We start from the raw sequence: 22,096 nt of genomic DNA on the forward strand, positions 1-22,096 counted from the left end.
GAGACGTGCCTACAAGTTCGCGTGCAACGCTCGACAAGGACCCACACGAGGTCGCATCGATGTTCGACGGCGTCGCCCGTCGATACGACATCACCAACACCGTGCTGTCCTTCGGCCAGGACCGCAGCTGGCGGAAGGCCACGCGCGCCGCCCTGAACCTGAAAGCGGGCGAGAAAGTTCTCGATCTCGCCGCCGGGACCGGGGTGTCGACGGTCGAACTCGCTCGCAGTGGTGCGTGGTGCGTTGCCACCGACTTCTCGAAGGGGATGCTGCAGGCAGGTTCCGGGCGTCCGGTCCCGATGGTGGCGGGTGACGCGATGCACCTGCCGTACGCCGATGCGAGCTTCGACGCCGCAACTATTTCCTTCGGACTGCGCAACGTCTCGGATTTCGAGGCCGGACTACGTGAGATCGCCCGCGTCACCAAGCCCGGCGGGAGGCTCGTCGTCTGCGAATTCTCGACGCCGGTCTTTCGGCCGTTCCGCACGGTCTACATGGAATACCTGATGAAAGCGCTTCCCGCAGTCGCTCGGGCGGTTTCGAGCAACCCTGACGCGTACGTGTACCTAGCCGAGTCGATCCGGGCATGGCCCACTCAGGACGAACTCGCGACGCGCATCGCCGACAGTGGCTGGTCGAACGTGCAGTGGCGGAACCTGACCGGTGGGGTCGTGGCTCTGCACCGTGCCGTTCGCTGATCACCTCAGCTGAACGGCGGTCGGGAATCGGCTTTCAGTGACGCGCTGCCCGATGCACGCCACGCTCGTGCAACGAGGTCCGAATCGGCTTCGGTGACGAGGTTTCCCATCACTCGCACCGCGATCTTCATCAGTGCTGTCGAGCGCATGCCGATAGGTCCCGTTGCGGGTAGGAACCGGGGGACCGTAAGTAGGCCTGCGAGTCGGCGGGCTATGGAAAATGCCTGCCCGTAATGCTCGCGCAGCAGCGCGGGCCACGCCTCGCTCAGGTCGTTCTCGTCGAGCATGTCCGCGATCAAGCGTCCACCTTCGAGCCCGTAGTCGATTCCTTCACCGTTGAGCGGATTCACACAGGCCGCCGCGTCGCCGATGATCGCCCAGTTCTTTCCTGCAACGTTGGACACCGCACCACCCATCGGCAGCAGGGCCGACGCCACAGCCCGAAGGTCGCCGGTCAGTCCCCAGTCTGTGCGACGCTGCTCGGTGTAGAGATCCAGCAGCGGACGCAGGGCGCCCGGCCCAGGCCGCTTGGCCGTCGCCAGCGTGCCGACACCGATGTTCACCTCGCCGGTGCCGAGCGGGAAGATCCAGCCATAGCCCGGTTGCAGCACTCCCTCGCCGTCGCGCAGCTCGAGATGTGAGGAAATCCACGGGTCTTCGCTTCGGACGGAGGACATGTAGGCACGAGCGGCGATCCCGAACGTGGTGTCCCGATGCCACTCGCGTCCCAGCTTCTTGCCGAGGGAGGACCGGACGCCGTCGGCGATGATCAGCGTTTTGCACGTGAGAGTGCGTTCCATGCCGCCGTGCTCGAAGGTGACCGACTCGACACCTCGCTCGTTCCGCGCCACCGACACCGCCTTGGCGCCTTCGAACATCCGAGCGCCGGACTCGACCGCAGTGCGACGGATTCTGTCGTCGAGCTCCGAGCGGGGGACCGCGCTGCCTACCGTCGGAAGTGAACCGCCTGGCCACTCGAGCTCCAGTTCCTGCCCGAACCCGGACAGTCGCAGACCACGGTTCTCGACGCGTCCGCGGACCCACTTGCCGAGGCCGAGGCGATCGAGCTCGGCGATGGCACGTGGGGTCAGGCCGTCGCCGCACGTCTTGTCACGTGGGAACGTCGCAGCGTCGGCGAGAACTACCTGCCGACCGGCGCGCGCCGCCCAGGCAGCTGCCGCCGAACCAGCGGGGCCTGCGCCGATTACCAGCACTTCGGCTTCGGTGGGAAACTCCGCAGTAGTTGACACAGATCCAGTATGCAGTGGACGGCGGCGCTTCCCACCGCGCCCGGACGTGGGGTGAAGCACCTTCCGGGTACGGCGCGCACTAGATTCACTACGGTAGTAGCGGGTATCCGGGGGCGCTGACAGCAGACGAGATTTCAGATCCGATCAAGACACCGAGGACAGGACCAACAAACGTGAGCACAGACGACACGGCCGGATCGACGGTCGTTGCCGGGGTGGATCTGGTCGATCCAGAGCTTGCACGAACCGTGGCCGCAGGTTTGGTCAGCGTCGAGAATCTGATGATCTCGGAACTGTCCGACGGTGAGGACTTCCTCACCGAGGCCGCGTTGCATCTCGCACGGGCCGGTGGAAAGCGTTTCCGCCCGTTGTTCACCGTGCTGACCGCCCAGCTGGGACCCAATCCGACCGACGATGCAGTGGTGACCGCGGCGACGGTCGTCGAACTCGTCCACTTGGCCACGCTCTATCACGACGACGTCATGGACGAAGCCTCGATGCGACGTGGCGCCGAGAGCGCCAATGCGCGATGGGGAAACAGTATCGCGATCCTGGCAGGGGACTACCTGTTCGCGCACGCGTCGCGGCTGGTCTCCACGCTCGGTCCCGAAGCAGTTCGAATCATCGCCGAGACGTTCGCGGAGCTGGTCACCGGCCAGATGCGCGAGACGATCGGTGTCAAAGCGGACCAGGATCCCGTCGCGCACTACCTCAAGGTCGTGTGGGAGAAGACCGGGTCCTTGATCGCCGCGTGCGGAAGGTTCGGCGGGACGTTCTCGGGCGGGGACAGCGACCATGTCGCCGGCCTCGAGCGGCTGGGCGATGCCGTAGGCACGGCGTTCCAGATCTCCGACGACATCATCGACATCTCTTCGGAATCCGAGCAGTCCGGTAAGACTCCCGGCACCGATCTGCGCGAAGGTGTCCACACTCTGCCTGTGCTCTACGCACTCGCCGAGCAGGGCGTCGACGGCGACCGCCTCCGAGTACTGCTGGACGGACCGGTCACCGACGACGCCGAATTGGCGGAAGCACTTCAACTGTTGGAACGCTCGCCAGGAATGGCGAAGGCCAAAGCCACACTCGAAGAGTTCGCCGACAAGGCCTACGCCGAACTGGCAAAGCTCCCACAGGGTGCCGCGAACGACGCGCTGGGACGCCTGGTCCACTACACCGTCGAGCGAGTGGGCTGACCGCAGGGAACCTTGTCGAGTGTCGTGGACGTTCTCACAGTGAACAACCACGACACTCGAGGAAGAGGCACCATTGCGCTTCGCAAACGGGGCAAAGACGTTCGGGCTGCTGGTCGCGATGTCTGCGCTGATCGTATTCATCGGTGCACTGTTTCGGAGCCCGGTCATCCTCTTCGGCTCGGTCGTATTTGCCGTCGGAATGAACGGCTACGTCTATTTCAACAGTGCAAAGCTTGCGCTGCGGTCGATGCATGCCCAGCCGGTGACTCAGCTCGAGGCGCCCGCCATGTACAAGATTGTGCTCGAGCTGGCCACCACCGCGCATCAGCCCATGCCGGCGCTGTACATCAGTCCCACCAACAGTCCCAATGCGTTCGCCACGGGTCGCAACCCGAGGAACGCGGCTGTGTGCTGCACCACGGGCATCCTGGCGATTCTCGACGAACGTGAACTCCGAGCCGTTCTGGGACATGAGCTTTCTCACGTCTACAACCGGGACATCCTGATCTCCTCCGTCGCTGGGGCGATGGCCGCAGTGGTCAGCGGTCTCGCGAACTTTGCGCTGTACGCGTCCATGTTCGGGGGCCGCGGAAACGGGGGCGCCAATCCGATCGCGCTCATACTCGTTTCGTTGCTGGGACCTATCGCGGCAACCGTCGTCAAGCTCGCGGTGTCGCGGTCGCGTGAATATCAGGCCGATCAGTCGGGCGCCGAGCTCACCGGTGATCCGTTGGCGTTGGCGTCGGCGCTGCGCAAGTTGGAGCGCGGCATTGCGGCCGCCCCATTGCCGCCTGAGCCGCGGATCGCCGCGGAGTCGCACCTCATGATCGCGAACCCGTTCAGAGCGGGAGAGAAGGTCGGACGGCTCTTCTCGACTCACCCGCCGATGGCGGACCGAATCGAGCGACTCGAGCGAATGGCCAGGGGCGGCTGACGACGTAGGTGGGTAGCCGAGCTCACGTAGCTCCCACCCACGTCGTTCCGACCTGGGTCGGTCACCTACCGATAGTTGACGAACTGCAATGCGATGCCGAAGTCCTCGCCCTTGAGCATCGACTGTATGGCTTGCAGATCGTCACGCTTCTTGCTGCTGACGCGTAGTTCGTCCCCTTGAATCTGCGCTTTGACGCCCTTGGGGCCGTCGTCGCGAATCTTCTTGGTGATCTTCTTGGCATTCTCGGTGGTGATGCCCTGTACCAGCTTGCCGGTGACCTTGTAGATCTTGCCGGACGGCGACGGATCGTTGGCTTCGAATGCCTTGAGCGAGACGTCTCGACGGATCAACTTTTCTTTGAACACGTCGAGCGCTGCCTTGACCTTCTCTTCACTCTCGGACGTGATGACGATCACCTCTGATTCGCCGCTGCCCGACCACTCGATCGTCGTGTCGGAGCCGCGAAAATCGAAGCGTGTCGACAGCTCCTTCGCCGCCTGTCCTACTGCGTTGTCGACCTCCTGACGGTCGACCTTGCTCACCACATCGAAGGACGAATCTGCCACTTGACTACTCCTGTGTCGAATCGAATTGCGTAAGGCACTTACCCCGACGTTAGCCCGTTCGCACGGCCTCTATGCACCCGGTTTGCGTTCGGGGGGCACGTTCGTTGTATTCTTCAAACCGCATCGAGGAGAGCGAATCTCTTCGGTGCAAGCACGGCAGATTGCCCGAGCGGCCAATGGGAGCGGACTGTAAATCCGTCGGCTTATGCCTACGTAGGTTCGAATCCTACATCTGCCACCCAGGAGCCCCGGCGAGTTTCGACTCGCTGGGGTTTCTACTTGAAGAGTTACGTTTCACCGGCGCTGAGCATGCAATTTGGTACTCGACGCTAGGAATGTGTAACCTCTTGAAGGCTTCAGTGCACGGCTTGCCGTGCTCGAAGCAACGCCCCCTTAGCTCAGTCGGTAGAGCGTTTCCATGGTAAGGAAAAGGTCAACGGTTCGATTCCGTTAGGGGGCTCGCTGGGTTGGATGGTTCGCTTCGGCACCCTTACTTTCGGTTACATACTCGGAAGTGAGATGGTGTAGGGGTGAGCACCTGAGGCGGTGTAGCTCAGTTGGTAGAGCAAACGACTCATAATCGTTGCGTCGCCGGTTCAAGTCCGGTCACCGCTACACAAGAAGACCAGATACACGCAGCACCAGAAGTACGCACAGTCCTGATTAACCGGATCAGATTTACCCGAAAGTAGGCGTCCAGTGGCCTCCTCCACCGATGTGCGGCCCAAGGTCACCTTGGCCTGCGAGGTTTGCAAGCACCGCAACTACATCACGAAGAAGAACCGTCGTAACGATCCCGATCGCCTCGAGCTGAAGAAATTCTGCCCGAACTGCGGCACGCACCGCTCTCACCGCGAATCTCGTTAGGAAGCGGCCGGTTCGCCGGCCGCTCTTCTTCGTTCGGAGTCGATGCCACGCGTTGGGCTTACTCTTCGAACCCTAACGTCTGCGGCGTCCTGGGTAGAAAAGGTTCTATACCGCGTGATTGAGTCAGTTCAAGATCCCGCCGCGCACGCTGCCGGTATGGTCGGCCACCACTACAGGGTGGATCACCCGTACGAGGTCGGTCGCGAAAAGGTTCGGGAGTATGCACGCGCCGTGCAGGATCTGCATCCGGCGCATCATGACGAGGACGCCGCCAAGGCGCTCGGCTACGACGGCCTGCTGGCGCCGCTGACCTTCATCTCACTCGTAGGGATCATCGCGCAGTCGAAGATGTTCAGAGAGATCATCACCGGTTACGATCCGAGTCAGATTCTTCAGACCGATCAGCGTCTGCAGTTTCACAAGGCAATCCAGGTCGGCGACGAGCTCACGTGCGATGTGCACCTCGAATCTTTCCGTCAGATGAGTGGTAGCGACATCATCACGACGAAGAACATCGTCACGGATCAACACGGCGAACTCGTGCAGACCACCTGGACGACCCTGGTGGCCCGTACGGGCGGCGAAGTCGACGAGAACATCGCCCACGCAGTGAAGGACGTGATCATGCATGGCGCTTCGTAGTTTCGCCGATGTCACGGTCGGTGAGGAACTTCCCGACAGGATCGTCAAGCTCACTCGTGGTGACTTGGTCAACTACGCCGGGGTGTCCGGAGATCCGAACCCGATTCACTGGAGCGACGAGGTCGTCAAGCTCGCCGGGTTGGACAACGTGATTGCGCACGGCATGTTGACGATGGGTCTAGGGGCGGGTTTTCTGACGGCATGGCTCGGCGATCCAGGTGCGGTCACCGAGTACAACGTTCGGTTCACCAGTTCGGTGTACGTTCCGGCAGATTCGGCTGCGTCCGTGGAATACACCGGCAAGGTCAAATCGGTCGATGCGGAGTCGAAGTCGGCAGTCATCGCGATCACCGCGAAGTTCGAGGGCAAGAAGATCTTCGGACGGGCTACTGCGACCGTCCGTCTGGCATAACCGGCCTGTAGATCCATTGATCCCGCGCAGGGATTTCAGGGTTTCCACGCCGTGCAGTACACTGAGATTTCTGGGGTTACTCAGCGCTGCGCGCTGCCATGGCTATCATTTCGAAAGTCCAGGGTCGGCGCGTATGTTGTGTGACGAATGTTGTGTAATTCCAGGACGGTTCCACCCGCGTGCGGGTAGTACCGAAGGGGCGTAGCTCAATTGGTAGAGCAACGGTCTCCAAAACCGTAGGTTGCAGGTTCAAGTCCTGTCGCCCCTGCCCATGTTGCTCGTCTCCCGCCGTCGGCGGGGGCTGCAACGGTGTCAGCTACTGAGAGGAACGACGGTGAGCGAGGAGCGCGGAAAGCGCGACGACCAGTCCGAGGACTCGTCGACGCCCGACGACGCCGCCGCCCGCACCGCCGACCGAGCTGGCACCGAGGGTGCAGCCGATTCGACAGCAGCGGTACGGCCGACCGGTAAGCGAACAACTCGTCGGACGCGCACCGCGTCGGACGCTGAGTCTTCCGTTGGAGCATCTTCCGGCAAGGTCTCCGTCACCAAGTCGTCGACAGCCAAGATCTCGACTCGTACTGACAGAACTCGTCAGCCGAAGCGCATGAATATCTTCAAGCGCTTGCGTAAGTTTCTCCGTGAGGTCATCGCCGAGCTGCGTAAGGTCATCTGGCCGAACCGCAAGCAAATGGTCACCTACACCTCGGTGGTGCTCGCGTTCGTGGTTTTCATGGTTGCGTTCATCAGCGGCGCGGATCTGGCGTTCATCAAGGGTATCGGCTGGCTGTTCGGCTGAAATATCACCACCATTTACTGCGACGACCAGGTCGACGACCGCCGACACGCACGAAACGAAAGAAAGGGTGCTGCTGTGAGCACGCCGCATAACGACGCCACCGAAGTGGCCGCATTCGACGCCGATGTCGAGGCGACCAAGCAGGGCCTCGAAGCGGAGCAGGCCGCTCAGGACCGCGAGACCGACGAAGCCATCAAGGCCGACGTCGCGGCAGCCGCCGGTGAGGACGTTCCGACCGAAGGGGACGACGTCGATTCAAGCGTCGATGCCGATATATCTGCCGAACCCGAGGATCCAGTTGCGGAGATGAAGGCTGCGTTGCGGCGCGCCCCCGGTGACTGGTACGTCATCCACTCGTACGCAGGCTACGAGAACAAGGTCAAGGCCAACCTCGAAACCCGAGTTCAGAACCTCGACGTCGGCGACTACATCTTCCAGGTCGAGGTTCCGATCGAAGAGGTCACCGAGATCAAGAACGGCCAGCGCAAGCAGGTCAACCGCAAGGTTCTGCCGGGTTACATCTTGGTCCGCATGGAACTGAACGACGAGTCCTGGGGCGCGGTGCGCAACACCCCCGGTGTGACCGGATTCGTCGGCGCGACCTCGCGCCCTTCCCCGTTGACCATCAACGAGGTCGTCAAGTTCCTCATGCCGCAGGAAGGCTCGAAGAAGGACGCCAAGGATTCGAAGACGTCCGGCGATCAGGGCGAGTCTTCTTCGAAGCCGGCCATCGAGGTCGACTTCGAGGTCGGCGAGTCGGTCACCGTCATGGACGGCCCGTTCGCGACCCTTCCTGCCAGTATCAGCGAGGTCAACGCCGAGCAGCAGAAGCTCAAGGTTCTGGTGTCGATCTTCGGTCGAGAGACTCCGGTCGAACTCGGCTTCACCCAGGTCGCCAAGATCTAGCCGGCCTCCTCACAACTTGCAGTAGCAACCGCAAGAAACCCGAGCGAATACAAGGAAAAAGAAATGCCCCCGAAGAAGAAGAAGAAGCTAGCCGGGATTATCAAGCTCCAGATTCAGGCAGGAATGGCCAACCCGGCCCCTCCCGTCGGTCCCGCGCTGGGTCAGCACGGCGTCAACATCATGGAGTTCTGCAAGGCGTACAACGCAGCGACGGAGTCGCAGCGCGGAAACGTCGTGCCGGTCGAGATCTCGGTCTACGAAGACCGCACGTTCGACTTCAAGCTCAAGACTCCGCCGGCAGCCAAACTGCTCCTCAAAGCAGCAGGCGTAGCCAAGGGTTCGGGCGAACCGCACAAGACCAAGGTCGCCAAGGTGACCATGGATCAGGTGCGCGAGATCGCCAAGACCAAGGCAGAAGACTTGAACGCCAACGACATCGATCAGGCCGCGAAGATCATCGCAGGCACTGCTCGCTCGATGGGTATCACCGTAGAGGGATGACCTTCTCGGTCTGCTCCTACCAGGAGTTGACCACCGTACGACGTGGTAGGGCCGGCCAGGCCCGTCAACCACTTCTGAACCAACGATTGGACAGTAAACATGGCAAAGCGAAGTAAGGCGTACCTCGAGCAGGCAGCGAAGATCGACGCTGACAAGCTGTACTCGCCGCTCGAAGCAGCACAGTTGGCCAAGGACACGGCGTCGACCAAGTTCGACCCGACTGTCGAGGTTGCTGTTCGTCTCGGTGTCGACCCTCGCAAGGCCGATCAGATGGTGCGCGGCACCGTCAACCTTCCCCACGGCACTGGCAAGACCGCTCGGGTTATTGTTTTTGCCGCTGGCGAGAAGGCTATCGAGGCTGAAGCAGCAGGAGCCGACGTTGTCGGCGCCGAGGATCTGATCGAGCGCATTCAGGGCGGATTCCTGGACTTCGACGCAGCGATCGCAACCCCCGACCAGATGGCCAAGGTCGGCCGCATCGCTCGCGTCCTCGGACCGCGTGGCCTGATGCCGAACCCGAAGACGGGCACAGTCACCAACGATGTGACCAAGGCCGTCAACGACATCAAGGGCGGCAAGATCAACTTCCGTGTCGACAAGCAGGCCAACCTGCACTTCGTCATCGGCAAGGCGTCGTTCGATCAGACCAAGCTGGTGGAGAACTACGGCGCTGCACTCGATGAGATCCTGCGCGCAAAGCCGTCGTCCGCCAAGGGCCGCTACGTCAAGAAGATCACCGTATCGACCACGACGGGCCCCGGCATTCAGGTCGACCCGACCCGCACGCGCAACCTTCTCGAGAACGATGTGACCGCGTAGTCACACCGCAACGACAAGAAAAAGGCCGGCCCCCTCGATGGGGCCGGCCTTTTTCTGTCAGTTGGTTGCGGCCTTCGCGAAGTTGGTGGACAGCTCGCCGAGGATTTCGTCCCACAGCGGCTCAGGGAGGTCGTGCCCCATGCCGTCGATCAGATGCAGTTTCGATCCTTCGATTGCACGCGCGACCGCCTTTCCGCCAGCCGGCCGCATCAGTCTGTCGGCGCGCCCGTGGATGACGACGGCAGGTGAGGTGATCGAGGCGGCAATGCGCCGTAGACTGCCGGTACCGGTAACGGCCGCCATGTGGCGGAGTGCGCCCGCGGGATAGTAGTTGCGGTCGTACATCTCACCAGCTGTCACGAGTAGTTCGGTGAGAGGTGTCGGATAGGCAGGGCTGCCGATGACCCGACGGATATTGGCCGAGTGCGCGATGATTTCCTCGCGCGTTGCATCCGGTCCTGGGCCCTTCATGAGGGGGAGCAACGCCCGCGGATCAGGTGGCGGCAGGAAGGCCTCGTTCGTACTGGAGAAGATGATTGCGGTGCTCGACACTCGGTCCGGATACAGGCCGGAGAAGACCTGCGCGATCATTCCGCCCATCGATGCCCCGATGACGTGCACGCGAGGAATCTCGAGGTAGTCGAGCAGTCCGAGCGCGTCGAGTGCCATGTCCTTCAACGTGTACGGAACTTTGCTGGATGCACCGAGTTCGGTACGTAACAACCGCAGCAGCATGGAACCTTCGATACGGTGACCGTCCATTTTGGTGGACAGTCCGATATCACGGTTGTCGAATCGGATCACTCGAAAGCCCTGGTGGACAATCCGTTCGCAGAACTCACGCGGCCACAACGTCATCTGGGCGCTCAGGCCCATGATCATGAGCACCACAGGGTCGTTCGGATTGCCCATGTCCTCATAGGCGATCTCGATCGAATTCGACGGCGCGAAACCCGTTGTGGAGTGCATGATTCTCCTTACCAGCCAGGCTCGCCGAGTAGCGGAACCACGAGAAAACTTGGGTGCTCGGGGTCGAGGATCAGGTCTTGTCTTCGCCCCCGGGTACGGAGAAGATCCGGAAGAATAGGCATGAATCGTGGTGCGTCGGTGGGGAAGACGTCGACTCGGAGACGATGTCCCGCTGCGATCATCGCTTCGGTGGTCAGTAGATCGATATCGAGGGTCAACGGCCGACCGATCGGAACCGGCAGAAGCGTGGCCGACGTGAGGGGGTGATGTGGGCGGGTGTAGTCACCGTTGGGTGCGTAGAGGGACAACTCGTCGTCCACCGCGCGACGGGTGGTCAATAGGGCTCCGTTGGTCAGGACGGTGGATCGCCCGTGGGGATCGACGTCGCAGAGCATGATCGCCCACAGTGCTTCCGGGGCATGACATACCACTCGGAGGTGGAGATTCATCGGCCCCGAAATGACGGTGTCGGAATGGGCGACGGGCGTCGTGAAGGTCAGTGCCCCGCGCTCGGCGGTTCTGTTGTCATAGGTGAATCCGCCACCGAGAATTGCGGGGATGCCGGCGAGAACCTGAGTTGTGTCGCGCGAGATAACCGACCACAACGACGGCCGCACTGTGAATTCACCCCTCGTCCCGTCGGGTGAGGTCCCGAGGCTTCCATCGTCCACCGCATGTGACGCCGTCCCCGACGTCGCAGCCGAGAGATACAGCCGCGTGGGTTGCGCCTGCGGTGCGGGGAACCTGCCGTGCGCGGTCCACTGTCCGCCTTGCTGCCGAAGGGTGACGGGCCCGTAGTGCTCGATTCCGTTGTCCTCGTCGCGAAGCCACTTGTCGAACCAGGCGCGCTCGAGCACATCGAGTCGTGGTGGAAACCCGGGTTCGCCGAATCCGATACCCGGGTTCCCGTGGTATCCGTCACCGACGAGAAGTTGCTTGTCTCCGCGCGGTAGTGACAACCGGTTGTAGATATCAGGTGCCGATCCGCCGAAGATGTCGTGCCAGCAGCCGTAAAGAAATGTCGGGGCAGTGATCTCCTCGATCGTTGCGTTGATCGTGTCGTAGTAGTCGACGTCGTAGATTCGTGGATCGCCGCCTGTGATGAAGCCCCTGGCCAAGTCCAGGAGATCGGTTGCGGGCGAACGCAATCGGTCCCGTAGCCAGCGCGAGTACTCGAGATCGCCGAGGGACGGTACCCACTTGAGCGCATTGACTGCGGTGAGCCACAAGGGAATGAACAGCGACGGCGCGCCACCGGTCGCGAAGATTTCCCGAACTATGTCCACGGACCCTTCCACGGCGAACACTGCCTCGAGGCCGGCGGGGCGTTTCGAAGCAGACTGAAGCGCGTTGATAGCGGAATACGAAATTCCTGCCATGCCAATTCGACCGTTGCACCATCGCTGGGCCCTTGCCCATTCGATGATCTCGAGCGAATCGAGTTGCTCACGGGTGCCGAGAACATCCCACGTACCCGTCGATGACCCGGTTCCGCGAACGTCGACGATGATCTGCACGTATCCACTGCGAACCAAATGGCGATTGACCGACATAAGGTCGGCGGCTCCACCTGCGACGACCCGAGTCATCTCGGTGATGCCGTCGAATGGGGTTCCCCTCAGGTCGAACGATGCAGAGAACTTTCTGATCAGGGGGCCGAGCACCGGCGTGTCGAGGACCGAGTCGATCCCCTTGATCAGCAGTTTGTTGTAGGGCGTGATGTTGAGGACGGTAGGAAATTCGGCGTGCACAGCACGTCCAGATGCATCGGCAGGGCGAAAGACGTAGGCGCGCAGCACAGCGCCGTCGCTCATCGGTATTCGTACGTTCTTCGAGATCGCGATCTTCGGGTGGAGAGGGTGCTCATCGATCAGTGCACGCCACCGCTGAGCTGCAGTACCCCCGCTGGGGTCGCGCTCGCTTCCCGACCCGGGAGCGCGACCGGGACGAAGCAGTGGACGTAGTTGTGCTGCCGTCATGTATCCGATTGAACAGTCATCGACGCCGTTTGTCTTACAACAGGGCAATATTGTCCCAACTGACAGTACGTCCGGCGAGTAGTTGGTGTGCAATCACAGGAAGCGACCATGCCCCGCATGCAGCCCTTTCCAGAAGCCAGGCGGGCCGGTCTTCGCTCGTTTTGGAGTTGGCGCCCTGGCTGAGGTAGCCTGGGCGACGGTTCTGATCACGGTGACTTTCGAGTGACCGCGCGATGATCCGCCCAAATCAAGTTCTACCCAAGACCGTTGGTCACCGCCTTTCTCGAGGGCTTGTTCTGATTTAAGAACGTCCTGAGAGGTATGCGGTTGAAGGTCCGAGCATGTTCGGACGACCCACGCAGGAGAACGAGGTCAGGGACCTGCTGCACGGCCTCCGAGCCGTACGTATGTCTACGCCCCGTGTGCTTCTTGCGCCGGGGCGTTCGTCGTTTTCCGGCCCTCTCGCGATCGACAAAACCTCAACGAGAGGAGGCGAAGTATGGCAAAGCCCGAAAAGATCTCAGCAGTATCGGAGATCACCGAACAGTTCAAGGGATCGACGGCTGCTGTCGTCACGGAATACCGCGGTTTGTCGGTTTCCGGTCTGACGCAGCTCCGACGTGCACTTGGCGATGGTGCCACGTACTCCGTCGCCAAGAACACCCTGGTCAAGCGTGCAGCTGCCGAGGCCGGTATCACCGGGCTCGACCAATTGTTCGTCGGACCGACCGCCATTGCATTCATCAAGGGCGAGCCGGTCGACGCTGCGAAGGCCATCAAGGCGTTCGCTAAGGACAACAAGGCCTTGGTCATCAAGGGCGGCTACATGGACGGCGCAACGCTGTCCGTGGACGAGATCAACAAGATCGCCGACCTCGAGTCGCGCGAAATCCTGTTGGCAAAGCTCGCAGGTGCCATGAAGGGCAACTTGTCGAAGGCTGCAGGCCTGTTCAACGCTCCCGCATCGCAGTTCGCCCGCTTGGCGTTCGCATTGCAGGAGAAGAAGGCAGCAGGAGAACCCGCAGCTGCCGAGGCTCCTGTAGAAGCAGAAGCCCCGGCGGAAGCTCCCGCCGAAAGCTGATCCGCGCACCAGCGAACAGCTCAACCCGAAACACTTTTGTCGCGGATCAGCGACTGGAGTACTTATCAGGAAGGACCCGCCACCATGGCGAAGCTCAGCACCGAAGAATTGCTCGGCCAGTTCAAGGAGCTCACCCTCCTCGAGCTCAGTGAGTTCGTAAAGGCATTCGAGGAGACCTTCGAGGTCACCGCAGCCGCTCCCGTCGCAGTTGCCGCTGCAGGCGCAGCCGGCGCTCCGGCCGAGGCTGCAGAAGAGCAGGACGAGTTCGACGTCGTGCTCGAGTCGGCTGGCGACAAGAAGATCCAGGTCATCAAGGTCGTCCGTGAGGTCGTGTCCGGCCTCGGCCTGAAGGAAGCCAAGGATCTCGTCGAGAGCGCTCCGAAGGCCATCCTGGAGAAGGTCGCCAAGGATGCTGCCGAGGCAGCCAAGGAGAAGCTCGAAGCAGCAGGCGCGAAGATCTCCATCAAGTAATTCTTGATGGGCCGTCTTGACGGTCTGTTCTGTTACTACGAAAGGGCCATCCCCACAACGGGGATGGCCCTTTCGTGCTGTCTGGAGAGAGTTCGTTCGGAGCGTGCCTTCTGCTTTATGGGCTGAATGGTGACCGGATGGTCGATCGACCATCCGAAAACAGTGTTCGACGACATACAGGCGCTCGTTCACAGCGCCGACACTCGGAGCTGAGCGGAAATTCGGCGAGTTGCCCGCGTGCCGCGCTGTGATAGGTCACACTGACTGCAGGATCCGGGCCCGGATCCGAGGATGTTGTTACCCGGCAGTAGGCTCCATTGTCGGTGCGGACACTTACATGCGATAGAGTGACGCAACCCACATGAGGGTCGATGTCAATGAACTGTGGAGGTCAGCGTGGGAGTCGAGGTTTCGGTCGAGGGATTGACCAAGTCTTTCGGTGTACAGAAGATTTGGCAGGACGTCTCTTTGACGTTGCCGTCGGGCGAAGTCAGTGCCCTGCTGGGGCCGTCGGGTACGGGCAAGTCGGTGTTCTTGAAGTCTTTGATCGGTTTGCTCCGTCCTGAGCACGGCAAGATCTTCATCGACGGCACGGACATCTTGCAGTGCTCCTCACGTGAGCTCTACGAGATCCGCAAGTTGTTCGGGGTCCTGTTCCAGGACGGCGCACTGTTCGGCTCGATGAATCTTTACGACAATGTCGCGTTCCCGCTTCGTGAGCACACGAAGAAGTCCGAGTCGGACGTCCGCAAGATCGTCATGGAGAAGCTGGAGCTGACGGGTCTGATCGGCGCGGAGGAGAAGCTTCCCGGTGAGATTTCCGGTGGTATGCGCAAGCGAGCCGGCCTAGCTCGTGCTCTGGTACTCGACCCGGAAATTATCCTCGTCGACGAGCCGGACTCCGGTTTGGACCCCGTGCGCACCACCTACATCTCTCAGACCTTGATCGACATCAACGCCGAGATCGATGCGACCATTCTGATCGTCTCGCACAACATCAACCTGGCGCGGACGGTCCCGGACAACATCGGGATGCTCTTCCGTCGTCAGCTGGTGATGTTCGGTCCCCGTGAGGTGCTCTTGACCTCCGACGAGCCGGTGGTGAAGCAGTTCTTGAACGGCACGATGATCGGACCGATCGGAATGTCGGAGGAGAAGGACGAAGCGCAGATGGCGCAGGAGCAGGCGATGGTCGATGCCGGGCACCATGCCGGCGGCGTCGAGGACGTCGAAGGCATTGTCCCGCAGATGAAGGCCACCCCAGGCACACCGGTGCGCAAGGCGGTGGGGCGTCGTCAGGAACGAGTACGCCAGATCATGCACACGCTCCCGCACAGCGCACAGGTCGCCATTCAGGAAAGCCTCGACACCACCGACCCGGGTGACCACATTCCGGCATACAGTGGCGCGGGCTCATACGAAGATGGCACTTACGCCGAATCAGGTCAGGGCCAGGTCAACGACAACGCAGCCTACGGAAACCAGGGTTACGGCAACGCTGCTTATGACAACGCTGCTTATGACAACGCTGCTTACGACAACTCCGGTTACAGCAACCCGGGTCAGGACAACTCCGGGTACGACAACTCTGGTTACGGGGCGGGGAACAGCGATCCGGGCCACAACCCATCGCAGGGGCGGGGACAGTAAGGGATATGGGCAGTTCCAAAAAGTCCGTTTTCGCTCCGGCGGAAGCCGCAATTGCGCAAGCCGGAAATATTGTCGAACTGCTCGTAGACGTCGCACGGAATACGTTCAGAAGGCCTTTTCAATTCCGTGAGTTCATCGAGCAGGCCTGGTTCATCGCCAGCGTCACGATTTTGCCGACGGCTCTGGTCGCTATTCCGTTCGGCGCGGTCGTCTCACTTCAGACCGGTTCGCTGATCAAGCAGCTCGGTGCAGAGTCCTTCACCGGCGCCGCGAGTGTTCTGGCCGTCATTCAGCAGGGAAGTCCGATCGTCACGGCACTACTCATTGCCGGCGCTGCTGGTTCTGCAGTAACCGCCGACCTCGGTTCGCGGACGATCCGCGAAGAGATCGACGCAATGCGCGTGTTGGGGATCGATCCGGTGCATCGACTGGTGGTTCCTCGAGTCCTCGCGATGATTCTTATCGCGTTGCTGCTCAACGGCCTCGTATCGGTCGTCGGCATCACCGGTGGTTACTTCTTCAATGTTGTTCTCCAAGGTGGCACTCCGGGCGCCTATCTCTCGTCGTTCTCGGCGCTCGCCCAGCTTCCGGATCTCTACGTTGCGGAGTTGAAGGCGGCAATCTTCGGCCTCATCGCCGGAATCATCGCGTCCTACAAGGGCCTCAACCCGAACCCGGGTCCGAAGGGCGTGGGTGAGGCAGTGAATCAGACGGTGGTCATCACCTTCCTGTTGTTGTTCTTCGCCAACCTCATTCTCACCCTGGTTTACCTCCAGGTCGTTCCGGCGAAGGGAAGCTGACCCGCAATGACCATCTCGAAAGGTCGGGGCGACCGTACCCTCATGCGCGTCAAACGCGTTGCGAGTGCACCGCTGAACGTGCTCGACAAAGCCGGCGAGCAAATGTCCTTCTACGCCCGTGCCATCGGGTGGATACCTCGGACTCTGATTCATTACAAGAAGGAAGTTCTGCGTCTTCTTGCAGAGGTCACCTTCGGTAGTGGTGCGCTCGCCGTCATCGGTGGCACTATCGGTGTCATCGTGATGCTTTCCGGCGCAACGGGCGTCGTCGTCGGACTGCAGGGCTATGCCGCACTGGAGCAGCTCGGCAGTTCCGTCCTCACCGGGTTCTTGTCCGCATACGTCAATACCCGCGAAATCGCTCCTATCGTTGCCGGTCTCGCTTTGTCCGCGACGGTAGGAGCCGGCTTCACTGCGCAACTCGGGGCGATGCGCATCTCGGAAGAGATCGACGCGCTGGAGGTCATGGCAGTCCCCAGCGTTCCGTTCTTGGTCACGACCCGCATGATTGCCGGTTTCGTCGCCGTCATTCCCTTGTACATCGTGGGTTTGCTCGCGTCGTATATCGCTTCACGGGGGATCAGCACGATCTTCAACGGCCAGTCCGGCGGATCGTACGACCACTACTTCAACCTCTTCCTACCGCCGGAAGATGTTCTGTATTCGTTCCTGAAGGTATTGATCTTCGCCTTCGTGTTGATCATGATCCATTGCTACTACGGATTCCATGCTTCGGGCGGTCCGGCGGGCGTGGGTGTCGCCGTGGGACGCGCCGTTCGAACTGCCATCGTGACGATTGCTGTTCTGGACTTCTTCCTCAGTCTCGCTATCTGGGGAACCACCACCACAGTGAGGGTTGCCGGATGATCGACTCGCCATCGCGATTGAGGCGACTTCTGCTCGGTCTTGCATTTTTCTTGATTCTCATCCTCTTCGTCGGATGGTCGATCACCTCGTACAACAAGACGTTCAAGAAAGTCGTCAGTATCGATCTCGTGACCGATTCGGTCGGCAACGCTCTGCCGTCCAACGCCGATGTCAAGGTTCGTGGCCTCATTGTCGGTGAGGTGCGTTCGGCGTCCACCGAAGCCGGAGTCGTCACCGCTCATCTGGCGATCGATCCGGACAAGGCGGAGTTGATCCCGTCGAACACCACAGCTCGGCTGCTTCCGAAGACGTTGTTCGGTGAGCGGTACGTATCGCTGATAGTCCCGCCAGGTGATACGGCGTCGCCGATCACCAATGGCACTGTGTTGAAGCAGGACACCAGCGGCAATGCGATCGAGGTCGGTCAGTTGCTCGACAATCTGCTTCCGTTGCTCGAGGCGATTCCGCCGCAGGACCTGGCGAGTACGCTCGGTGCGCTGGCTCAGGGGCTCAGCGGGCGCGGTGAACAGCTCGGCTTCACGATCGACCGGCTGGAAAATATCTTCAAGGGCTTGAACACCGAACTCCCGAACATTCAGCAGGGTCTGCGTGGCCTCGCCGACTTCTCCGAGACCTATTCCGATGCGGCTCCGCAGCTGATCGACGCTCTCGACAATCTCAGCGTCACCGGAAACACGTTGGTAGAACAGCGTCCTGCGGTGGATACGTTGATTTCCTCGTTGACGTCGACCAGTTCGAGTACAGCCGATTTCCTCCAGGCCAACTCGTCGAATCTGATCAATATTGCTGCCGATTCGCGGGAGGCACTGGGATTGCTGGCAGAGTATTCGCCGTCGTTCGGATGCACATTCGCGCAGTTCGTTCCAATTGTGGCGCGCGCGCAGGAGGTCATCGGTGTCGGTGACGAATATCGAGGCATCAACGTCTCGGCGTCCTTCGTCAATCCGAAGGGGCGGTATCTGCCCAATCAGGACGAGCCCCGATTGTTCGACGATCGCGGCCCGCGCTGCTACACCCCGGCGGACACTGCTGCGGGAGAGTTCTTCCCCCAGTACCCGGGTGGTTCGGCGAACGACGGCTCCTACCAGGTTCCATCGAGAAATCCAGGCCCGCAGGATATTCCGGAGCTACCGGCCCCGCAGTACTCGGCAGTGCCCAGTGCGACGACCGGTGATGTTGCTCCGGCAAGCTACGAGGGTTCCGATTTCGAGCGCGACACCCTGGCCGTGATCTACGGCGAGGCAGGGGGAGTGGCCCCGGATGAGATTCCCTCGTGGACGACATCTTTGGGAGCACCGGCACTGAGGGGAGCGGAGGTGACCATCAAATGAGAGGACTTCTTGCTCCACTCGTCAAGTTGATCGTGTTCGCAGTGGTGACGATATTGGCCACCGCGACGCTCGCGTTCTCGATTGCCAACATCAGTGGTGGCGGTGGTGAGACGTACAGCGCTGTGTTCAGCGATGTGGCATCGCTGAACAAAGGCGACGAGGTCCGCATCGCAGGCGTCCGCGTCGGTGATGTCAAAGACATAAAGATCGTCAACGAGCGCGAGGCCGAAGTCGAGTTCTCCGTGTCGGGTCGAGACTGGCTGCCGGCGACGGTCACTGCGAATCTGCGGTACCGGAACTTGGTAGGCCAGCGATATATCGCGCTCGAGCAGGGTGCCGGTGAGCAAGGCCGCAAGATCAACCCAGGCGAGACGATTCCGCTGGCGCAGACGAAACCGGCCGTGAATCTGACGACGCTGTTCGACGGTTTCCGTCCGTTGTTCACCACACTCAACGCCGACGACGTGAATAAGCTGTCGTACCAGATCATCCAGGTGTTCCAGGGTGAGTCGGGAACGATCTCGGAGTTGGTACGCAGCACCGCGAGCCTGACGAACACCGTTGCAGACAAGGACCAGGTGATCGGCGCCGTGATCACCAATCTCAATACTGTGCTGCAAACGGTCAATCAGCATGACAAGGAACTCGATTCGTTGATTGTCAATACCCAGCAACTGGTGTCGGGACTTTCCGCTGATCGTGAGGTTGTCGGTTCGGCCGTCACCTCACTCGCAGGCCTGACCGACGCGACGGCTGATTTGCTCGAGCCGACACGCCCGGCGATTCAGGGTTCGATCGCTGCGCTCAATACGTTGGCAACAACGTTGAACAACCGAGAAGACGACCTGACGAAGGTAATCCAGACGTTGCCGAAGAAGCTCGACAAGTTGGTTCGTACCGCACAGCAGGGATCGTGGTTCACGTTCTACCTGTGTGGTCTCGACATCAAGGCAGGGCCGGGGTCCTCACCCAATCTGAATTTGCCGACAGGACTTCCGACTGTGAATCAGCCGCTGTACACGAACTCGGCTTCGCGTTGCAAAGCTGGGGGGATTCAAGGATGACAAAGCGCAGCCCGCTGGTACTAGGCGCGCTCGGCATTTCGATCGTGCTGCTTGCGACAATTTCGGTCTTCTTTCTCGACAAGCTTCCCATTCTCGGAGCCGGCTCGACGTTCAGCGCCGAGTTCTCGGAAGCTGCAGGCCTGAAGCCCGGCAACGAAGTTCGCATCGCCGGGGTCAAGGTCGGCAAAGTCGACTCCGTGGAACTCGCGGGCGACCGCGTGGTCGTCGACTTCCGAGTCCAGGACGCATGGGTCGGCAACAACTCGTCCGCGTCCATCCAGATCAAGACCGTGCTGGGTCAGAAGTACCTTGCCATCGATCCCCGCGGAGACGCGGTGCTCAAACCCAAGGACCCGATCCCGTTGGAGCGCACCACGTCCCCGTACGACGTCATCGACGCGTTCTCCGACGCGGCATCGACCATCACCGACATCGACACCCCACAGCTGGCATCGAGCTTCGAGGCGCTATCGCAAGCGTTCTCCGAAACCCCGGCCGACGTTCGAGCGTCGCTGGACGGGGTGAGCCGGTTGTCGGAGACCATCGCCAGCCGTGACACGGATCTGAAAAAGCTCTTCGAGGCGACGGGCAAGACGTCGAAGGTTCTCGCCGACCGAAACGAAGAGTTCAACCGCCTCATCACCGACGCCGGCCCATTGTTGGCCGAACTCAACAACCGGCAGCAGTCGATCTCGCAGCTCCTGACCGGCGTTCAGCGCCTGTCGACGCAGCTCACAGGGCTTGTTCGTGACAACGAAGAGCAGATCAACCCGATGCTCCAGCAGTTGAACGGAGTGATCGACATTCTCAACGAGAACAACGACGCGCTTTCCCGTGGACTGGAGCTCTACGCACCCTTCGTGCGGCTCTACGCCAACGTCGTCGGTAACGGACGCTGGCTCGACATCACGTTGGCCAACCTCACGCCTCCTGGACTGCCGCTCATCCCGGGCTACCGTCAGCCTGCGCAAGACCTGGGGGGCAACTGATGAGTGACACCGGAGAATCCGTGAAGAAGGCCGGCGGGGGCCGTGTGGTCATCATCGGCGTCGTGATTGTCGCGCTGGTCGTCGCAGTCGGCGGTTGGTGGCTGCTCACCCGCGCTGGTTCGACGAACATCACCGCTTACTTCGACAAGTCGGTGGGAATTTATTCCGGGTCCGATGTACGCGTGCTGGGAGTAGAGGTTGGGAAAGTGACCTCCGTGGTGCCACAGGGGGATCAGGTCGAGGTGAAGATGCGCGTCCAGCGTGGTGTCGACATTCCCGCGGATGCCAAGGCCGCTCAGATCACGCCGTCGTTGGTGTCCGACCGATACGTTCAGCTAGCCCCCGCATATACCGGTGGCGACACGATGGCCGATGGCGCAGTGATTCCGCGTGAGCGCACCGCAACCCCGGTCGAGGTCGATCAGCTCTACGCGAGCATCGACGAACTCTCCACCGCCCTCGGGCCGGACGGGGCGAACAAGAACGGTGCTCTCACCGATCTGGTGAACACCGGCGCAGCCAATCTCGATGGCAACGGGGAGGCCTTGGGGGACACGATTACTCAGCTGTCCGAGGCATCGCGAACTCTCAGCGACTCACGCGCCGACTTGTTCGACACGGTGAAGAACCTGCAGACGTTCGTGTCGGCGCTCGCTGCCAACGATCAGCAGGTTCGGGAGTTCAACAATCAGCTCGCAGACCTGACGGGCTTCCTCAACGGAGAACGAGACGACCTCGGCGCTGCGTTGAATCAACTGTCGATCTCGCTCGGTGACGTCGCTGTGTTCGTCGCAGACAACCGCGAACAGCTCGTCACAGCCGCCAACGGATTGGTGCAGCCGACGCAGACGCTCTCGGATAACAAGGATTCGCTGGCCGAGACGTTGACCCTGCTGCCGCTGGCCATCAGTAATCTCGTCAACTCGTACGACGCGGAGTCCGGAACTCTTGCATCCCGTGCCAACTTGCAAGGCGAGACTCAAGATCCGCTGGGAACGGTATGCAAGCTGATCGACCTCGGCAAGCTCGTGCCGGGCGACCCGCGATTCGAACAACTGGGCGCCCAGATCCAGCCGATCATCGACCGTTGTGGTGAGTTCACCAAGCTGATCCAGGGGCCGGTTCTCGACAATCCGGATCTAATCCTTCCGTTCGGATTGCTCAGCGGTGAAAAAGAACAACGGAATGTGGTTCCGGGCACCGTGCCTGGAACTGTCTCACCGAGGCTCAGCAGTGGCACCCCATTGCCCGGGATCGAGCAGTCGCTTGGAGGGGGACAGTGAGCAC

The 22,096-nt window shown here is 61.0% G+C and carries 23 protein-coding genes and 4 tRNA genes; 23 read left to right on the forward strand and 4 right to left on the reverse strand.

Annotation, left to right across the window (positions count from 1 at the left end):
* Positions 1-5: 5 nt before the first annotated feature.
* Entirely contained in the window at positions 6-698 is a 693-nt protein-coding gene (locus tag O1W68_RS15400) for a demethylmenaquinone methyltransferase (RefSeq protein WP_186627850.1), read from the forward strand.
* Between the two features lie 5 nt (positions 699-703).
* Here O1W68_RS15400 and O1W68_RS15405 read toward each other — a convergent pair whose 3' ends face one another.
* On the reverse strand, positions 704-1,948 hold the full coding sequence (locus tag O1W68_RS15405; protein WP_269304944.1) for a geranylgeranyl reductase family protein: 1,245 nt from the start codon (positions 1,946-1,948) through the stop codon (positions 704-706).
* A gap of 173 nt (positions 1,949-2,121) precedes the next feature.
* Here O1W68_RS15405 and O1W68_RS15410 point away from each other — a divergent pair, with 173 nt between their 5' ends.
* Both O1W68_RS15410 and htpX read left to right on the forward strand, forming a co-directional pair.
* Positions 2,122-3,141, forward strand: coding sequence for a polyprenyl synthetase family protein (locus tag O1W68_RS15410; protein WP_269304946.1), 1,020 nt, complete (start codon positions 2,122-2,124; stop codon positions 3,139-3,141).
* A 73-nt stretch (positions 3,142-3,214) separates the two neighbouring features.
* Positions 3,215-4,075, forward strand: coding sequence for a zinc metalloprotease HtpX (htpX, locus tag O1W68_RS15415; RefSeq protein ID WP_269304948.1), 861 nt, complete (start codon positions 3,215-3,217; stop codon positions 4,073-4,075).
* A 65-nt stretch (positions 4,076-4,140) separates the two neighbouring features.
* On the opposite strand, the gene O1W68_RS15420 is transcribed toward htpX, so the two are convergent.
* Entirely contained in the window at positions 4,141-4,641 is a 501-nt protein-coding gene (locus O1W68_RS15420; protein ID WP_084346148.1) for a YajQ family cyclic di-GMP-binding protein, read from the reverse strand.
* A gap of 155 nt (positions 4,642-4,796) precedes the next feature.
* On the opposite strand from O1W68_RS15420, the gene O1W68_RS15425 reads away from it, so the two are divergent.
* The 11 genes from O1W68_RS15425 to rplA all read left to right on the forward strand — a co-directional run bounded on the left by O1W68_RS15425 (position 4,797) and on the right by rplA (position 9,587).
* Positions 4,797-4,879 (forward strand) — tRNA-Tyr (locus O1W68_RS15425).
* A gap of 149 nt (positions 4,880-5,028) precedes the next feature.
* A tRNA-Thr gene (locus tag O1W68_RS15430) sits at positions 5,029-5,101 on the forward strand.
* An 82-nt stretch (positions 5,102-5,183) separates the two neighbouring features.
* Positions 5,184-5,256, forward strand: a tRNA-Met gene (locus tag O1W68_RS15435).
* A gap of 84 nt (positions 5,257-5,340) precedes the next feature.
* Positions 5,341-5,508 (forward strand): 50S ribosomal protein L33, encoded by a 168-nt coding sequence (gene rpmG, locus O1W68_RS15440; RefSeq protein ID WP_084346147.1) that lies wholly within the window; start codon positions 5,341-5,343, stop codon positions 5,506-5,508.
* Positions 5,509-5,664: 156 nt separating this feature from the next.
* Positions 5,665-6,150 carry a (3R)-hydroxyacyl-ACP dehydratase subunit HadA gene (gene hadA, locus O1W68_RS15445; protein ID WP_179142253.1) on the forward strand — a complete coding sequence of 162 codons (486 nt, stop codon included), beginning with the start codon at positions 5,665-5,667 and terminating at the stop codon, positions 6,148-6,150.
* Positions 6,137-6,562: a (3R)-hydroxyacyl-ACP dehydratase subunit HadB gene (gene hadB / locus O1W68_RS15450; RefSeq protein ID WP_084346145.1), complete on the forward strand. Its 426-nt coding sequence runs from the start codon at positions 6,137-6,139 to the stop codon at positions 6,560-6,562. Before hadA ends, hadB begins: the two co-directional genes overlap by 14 nt.
* 195 nt (positions 6,563-6,757) lie before the next feature.
* Positions 6,758-6,830, forward strand: a tRNA-Trp gene (locus O1W68_RS15455).
* A gap of 66 nt (positions 6,831-6,896) precedes the next feature.
* Positions 6,897-7,361 (forward strand): preprotein translocase subunit SecE, encoded by a 465-nt coding sequence (secE, locus tag O1W68_RS15460; protein ID WP_269304952.1) that lies wholly within the window; start codon positions 6,897-6,899, stop codon positions 7,359-7,361.
* Positions 7,362-7,436: 75 nt separating this feature from the next.
* Positions 7,437-8,267 (forward strand): transcription termination/antitermination protein NusG, encoded by an 831-nt coding sequence (nusG, locus tag O1W68_RS15465; RefSeq protein WP_269304954.1) that lies wholly within the window; start codon positions 7,437-7,439, stop codon positions 8,265-8,267.
* Between the two features lie 63 nt (positions 8,268-8,330).
* The gene (gene rplK / locus O1W68_RS15470) at positions 8,331-8,768 is read left to right on the forward strand and encodes a 50S ribosomal protein L11 (RefSeq protein ID WP_084346142.1); all 438 of its coding nucleotides are present in this window, start codon (positions 8,331-8,333) and stop codon (positions 8,766-8,768) included.
* A gap of 99 nt (positions 8,769-8,867) precedes the next feature.
* Positions 8,868-9,587: a 50S ribosomal protein L1 gene (gene rplA / locus O1W68_RS15475; RefSeq protein ID WP_269304956.1), complete on the forward strand. Its 720-nt coding sequence runs from the start codon at positions 8,868-8,870 to the stop codon at positions 9,585-9,587.
* Positions 9,588-9,644: 57 nt separating this feature from the next.
* Here rplA and O1W68_RS15480 read toward each other — a convergent pair whose 3' ends face one another.
* Positions 9,645-10,556 carry an alpha/beta fold hydrolase gene (locus O1W68_RS15480; protein WP_269304958.1) on the reverse strand — a complete coding sequence of 304 codons (912 nt, stop codon included), beginning with the start codon at positions 10,554-10,556 and terminating at the stop codon, positions 9,645-9,647.
* An 8-nt stretch (positions 10,557-10,564) separates the two neighbouring features.
* Positions 10,565-12,535 carry a CocE/NonD family hydrolase gene (locus O1W68_RS15485; protein WP_269304960.1) on the reverse strand — a complete coding sequence of 657 codons (1,971 nt, stop codon included), beginning with the start codon at positions 12,533-12,535 and terminating at the stop codon, positions 10,565-10,567.
* A gap of 499 nt (positions 12,536-13,034) precedes the next feature.
* Here O1W68_RS15485 and rplJ point away from each other — a divergent pair, with 499 nt between their 5' ends.
* The 9 genes from rplJ (at position 13,035) to O1W68_RS15530 (ending at position 22,092) form a co-directional block, all read left to right on the forward strand.
* On the forward strand, positions 13,035-13,616 hold the full coding sequence (gene rplJ / locus O1W68_RS15490) for a 50S ribosomal protein L10 (protein ID WP_084346138.1): 582 nt from the start codon (positions 13,035-13,037) through the stop codon (positions 13,614-13,616).
* An 84-nt stretch (positions 13,617-13,700) separates the two neighbouring features.
* On the forward strand, positions 13,701-14,087 hold the full coding sequence (gene rplL, locus O1W68_RS15495; protein WP_084346137.1) for a 50S ribosomal protein L7/L12: 387 nt from the start codon (positions 13,701-13,703) through the stop codon (positions 14,085-14,087).
* A gap of 396 nt (positions 14,088-14,483) precedes the next feature.
* Positions 14,484-15,737, forward strand: coding sequence for an ABC transporter ATP-binding protein (locus O1W68_RS15500; protein WP_269304964.1), 1,254 nt, complete (start codon positions 14,484-14,486; stop codon positions 15,735-15,737).
* 5 nt (positions 15,738-15,742) lie between these two features.
* A complete protein-coding gene (locus tag O1W68_RS15505; RefSeq protein WP_136171191.1) occupies positions 15,743-16,537 on the forward strand; it encodes an MlaE family ABC transporter permease in 795 nt (264 codons plus the stop codon).
* A gap of 6 nt (positions 16,538-16,543) precedes the next feature.
* Positions 16,544-17,404: an MlaE family ABC transporter permease gene (locus O1W68_RS15510; RefSeq protein WP_084346134.1), complete on the forward strand. Its 861-nt coding sequence runs from the start codon at positions 16,544-16,546 to the stop codon at positions 17,402-17,404.
* A complete protein-coding gene (locus tag O1W68_RS15515) occupies positions 17,401-18,756 on the forward strand; it encodes an MCE family protein (RefSeq protein ID WP_269304968.1) in 1,356 nt (451 codons plus the stop codon). The genes O1W68_RS15510 and O1W68_RS15515 overlap by 4 nt, the downstream gene beginning before the upstream one ends.
* Complete coding sequence (locus O1W68_RS15520; protein WP_269304970.1) at positions 18,753-19,820, forward strand: MCE family protein; 1,068 nt, start codon at positions 18,753-18,755, stop codon at positions 19,818-19,820. Before O1W68_RS15515 ends, O1W68_RS15520 begins: the two co-directional genes overlap by 4 nt.
* Positions 19,817-20,809, forward strand: coding sequence for an MCE family protein (locus tag O1W68_RS15525; RefSeq protein ID WP_084346131.1), 993 nt, complete (start codon positions 19,817-19,819; stop codon positions 20,807-20,809). Before O1W68_RS15520 ends, O1W68_RS15525 begins: the two co-directional genes overlap by 4 nt.
* On the forward strand, positions 20,809-22,092 hold the full coding sequence (locus O1W68_RS15530) for an MCE family protein (RefSeq protein ID WP_269304973.1): 1,284 nt from the start codon (positions 20,809-20,811) through the stop codon (positions 22,090-22,092). Before O1W68_RS15525 ends, O1W68_RS15530 begins: the two co-directional genes overlap by 1 nt.
* The last annotated feature ends 4 nt before the right edge of the window (positions 22,093-22,096 follow it).

This window comes from Rhodococcus sp. H36-A4 (assembly GCF_027158005.1).
Classification (GTDB): Bacteria; Actinomycetota; Actinomycetes; order Mycobacteriales; family Mycobacteriaceae; genus Rhodococcoides.

Bases quoted from the DNA above. Each gene is read 5' to 3' on its own strand.
- O1W68_RS15510 (WP_084346134.1), top strand. From the start codon at position 16,544: ATGACCATCTCGAAAGGTCGGGGCGACCGTACCCTCATGCGCGTCAAA.
- O1W68_RS15505 (WP_136171191.1), top strand. From the start codon at position 15,743: ATGGGCAGTTCCAAAAAGTCCGTTTTCGCTCCGGCGGAAGCCGCAATT.
- O1W68_RS15525 (WP_084346131.1), top strand. From the start codon at position 19,817: ATGACAAAGCGCAGCCCGCTGGTACTAGGCGCGCTCGGCATTTCGATC.
- rplL (WP_084346137.1), top strand. From the start codon at position 13,701: ATGGCGAAGCTCAGCACCGAAGAATTGCTCGGCCAGTTCAAGGAGCTC.
- hadB (WP_084346145.1), top strand. From the start codon at position 6,137: ATGGCGCTTCGTAGTTTCGCCGATGTCACGGTCGGTGAGGAACTTCCC.
- rplA (WP_269304956.1), top strand. From the start codon at position 8,868: ATGGCAAAGCGAAGTAAGGCGTACCTCGAGCAGGCAGCGAAGATCGAC.
- O1W68_RS15485 (WP_269304960.1), bottom strand. From the start codon at position 12,535: ATGACGGCAGCACAACTACGTCCACTGCTTCGTCCCGGTCGCGCTCCC.
- rplJ (WP_084346138.1), top strand. From the start codon at position 13,035: ATGGCAAAGCCCGAAAAGATCTCAGCAGTATCGGAGATCACCGAACAG.
- O1W68_RS15480 (WP_269304958.1), bottom strand. From the start codon at position 10,556: ATGCACTCCACAACGGGTTTCGCGCCGTCGAATTCGATCGAGATCGCC.
- hadA (WP_179142253.1), top strand. From the start codon at position 5,665: ATGGTCGGCCACCACTACAGGGTGGATCACCCGTACGAGGTCGGTCGC.
- rplK (WP_084346142.1), top strand. From the start codon at position 8,331: ATGCCCCCGAAGAAGAAGAAGAAGCTAGCCGGGATTATCAAGCTCCAG.
- O1W68_RS15520 (WP_269304970.1), top strand. From the start codon at position 18,753: ATGAGAGGACTTCTTGCTCCACTCGTCAAGTTGATCGTGTTCGCAGTG.
- O1W68_RS15530 (WP_269304973.1), top strand. From the start codon at position 20,809: ATGAGTGACACCGGAGAATCCGTGAAGAAGGCCGGCGGGGGCCGTGTG.
- O1W68_RS15515 (WP_269304968.1), top strand. From the start codon at position 17,401: ATGATCGACTCGCCATCGCGATTGAGGCGACTTCTGCTCGGTCTTGCA.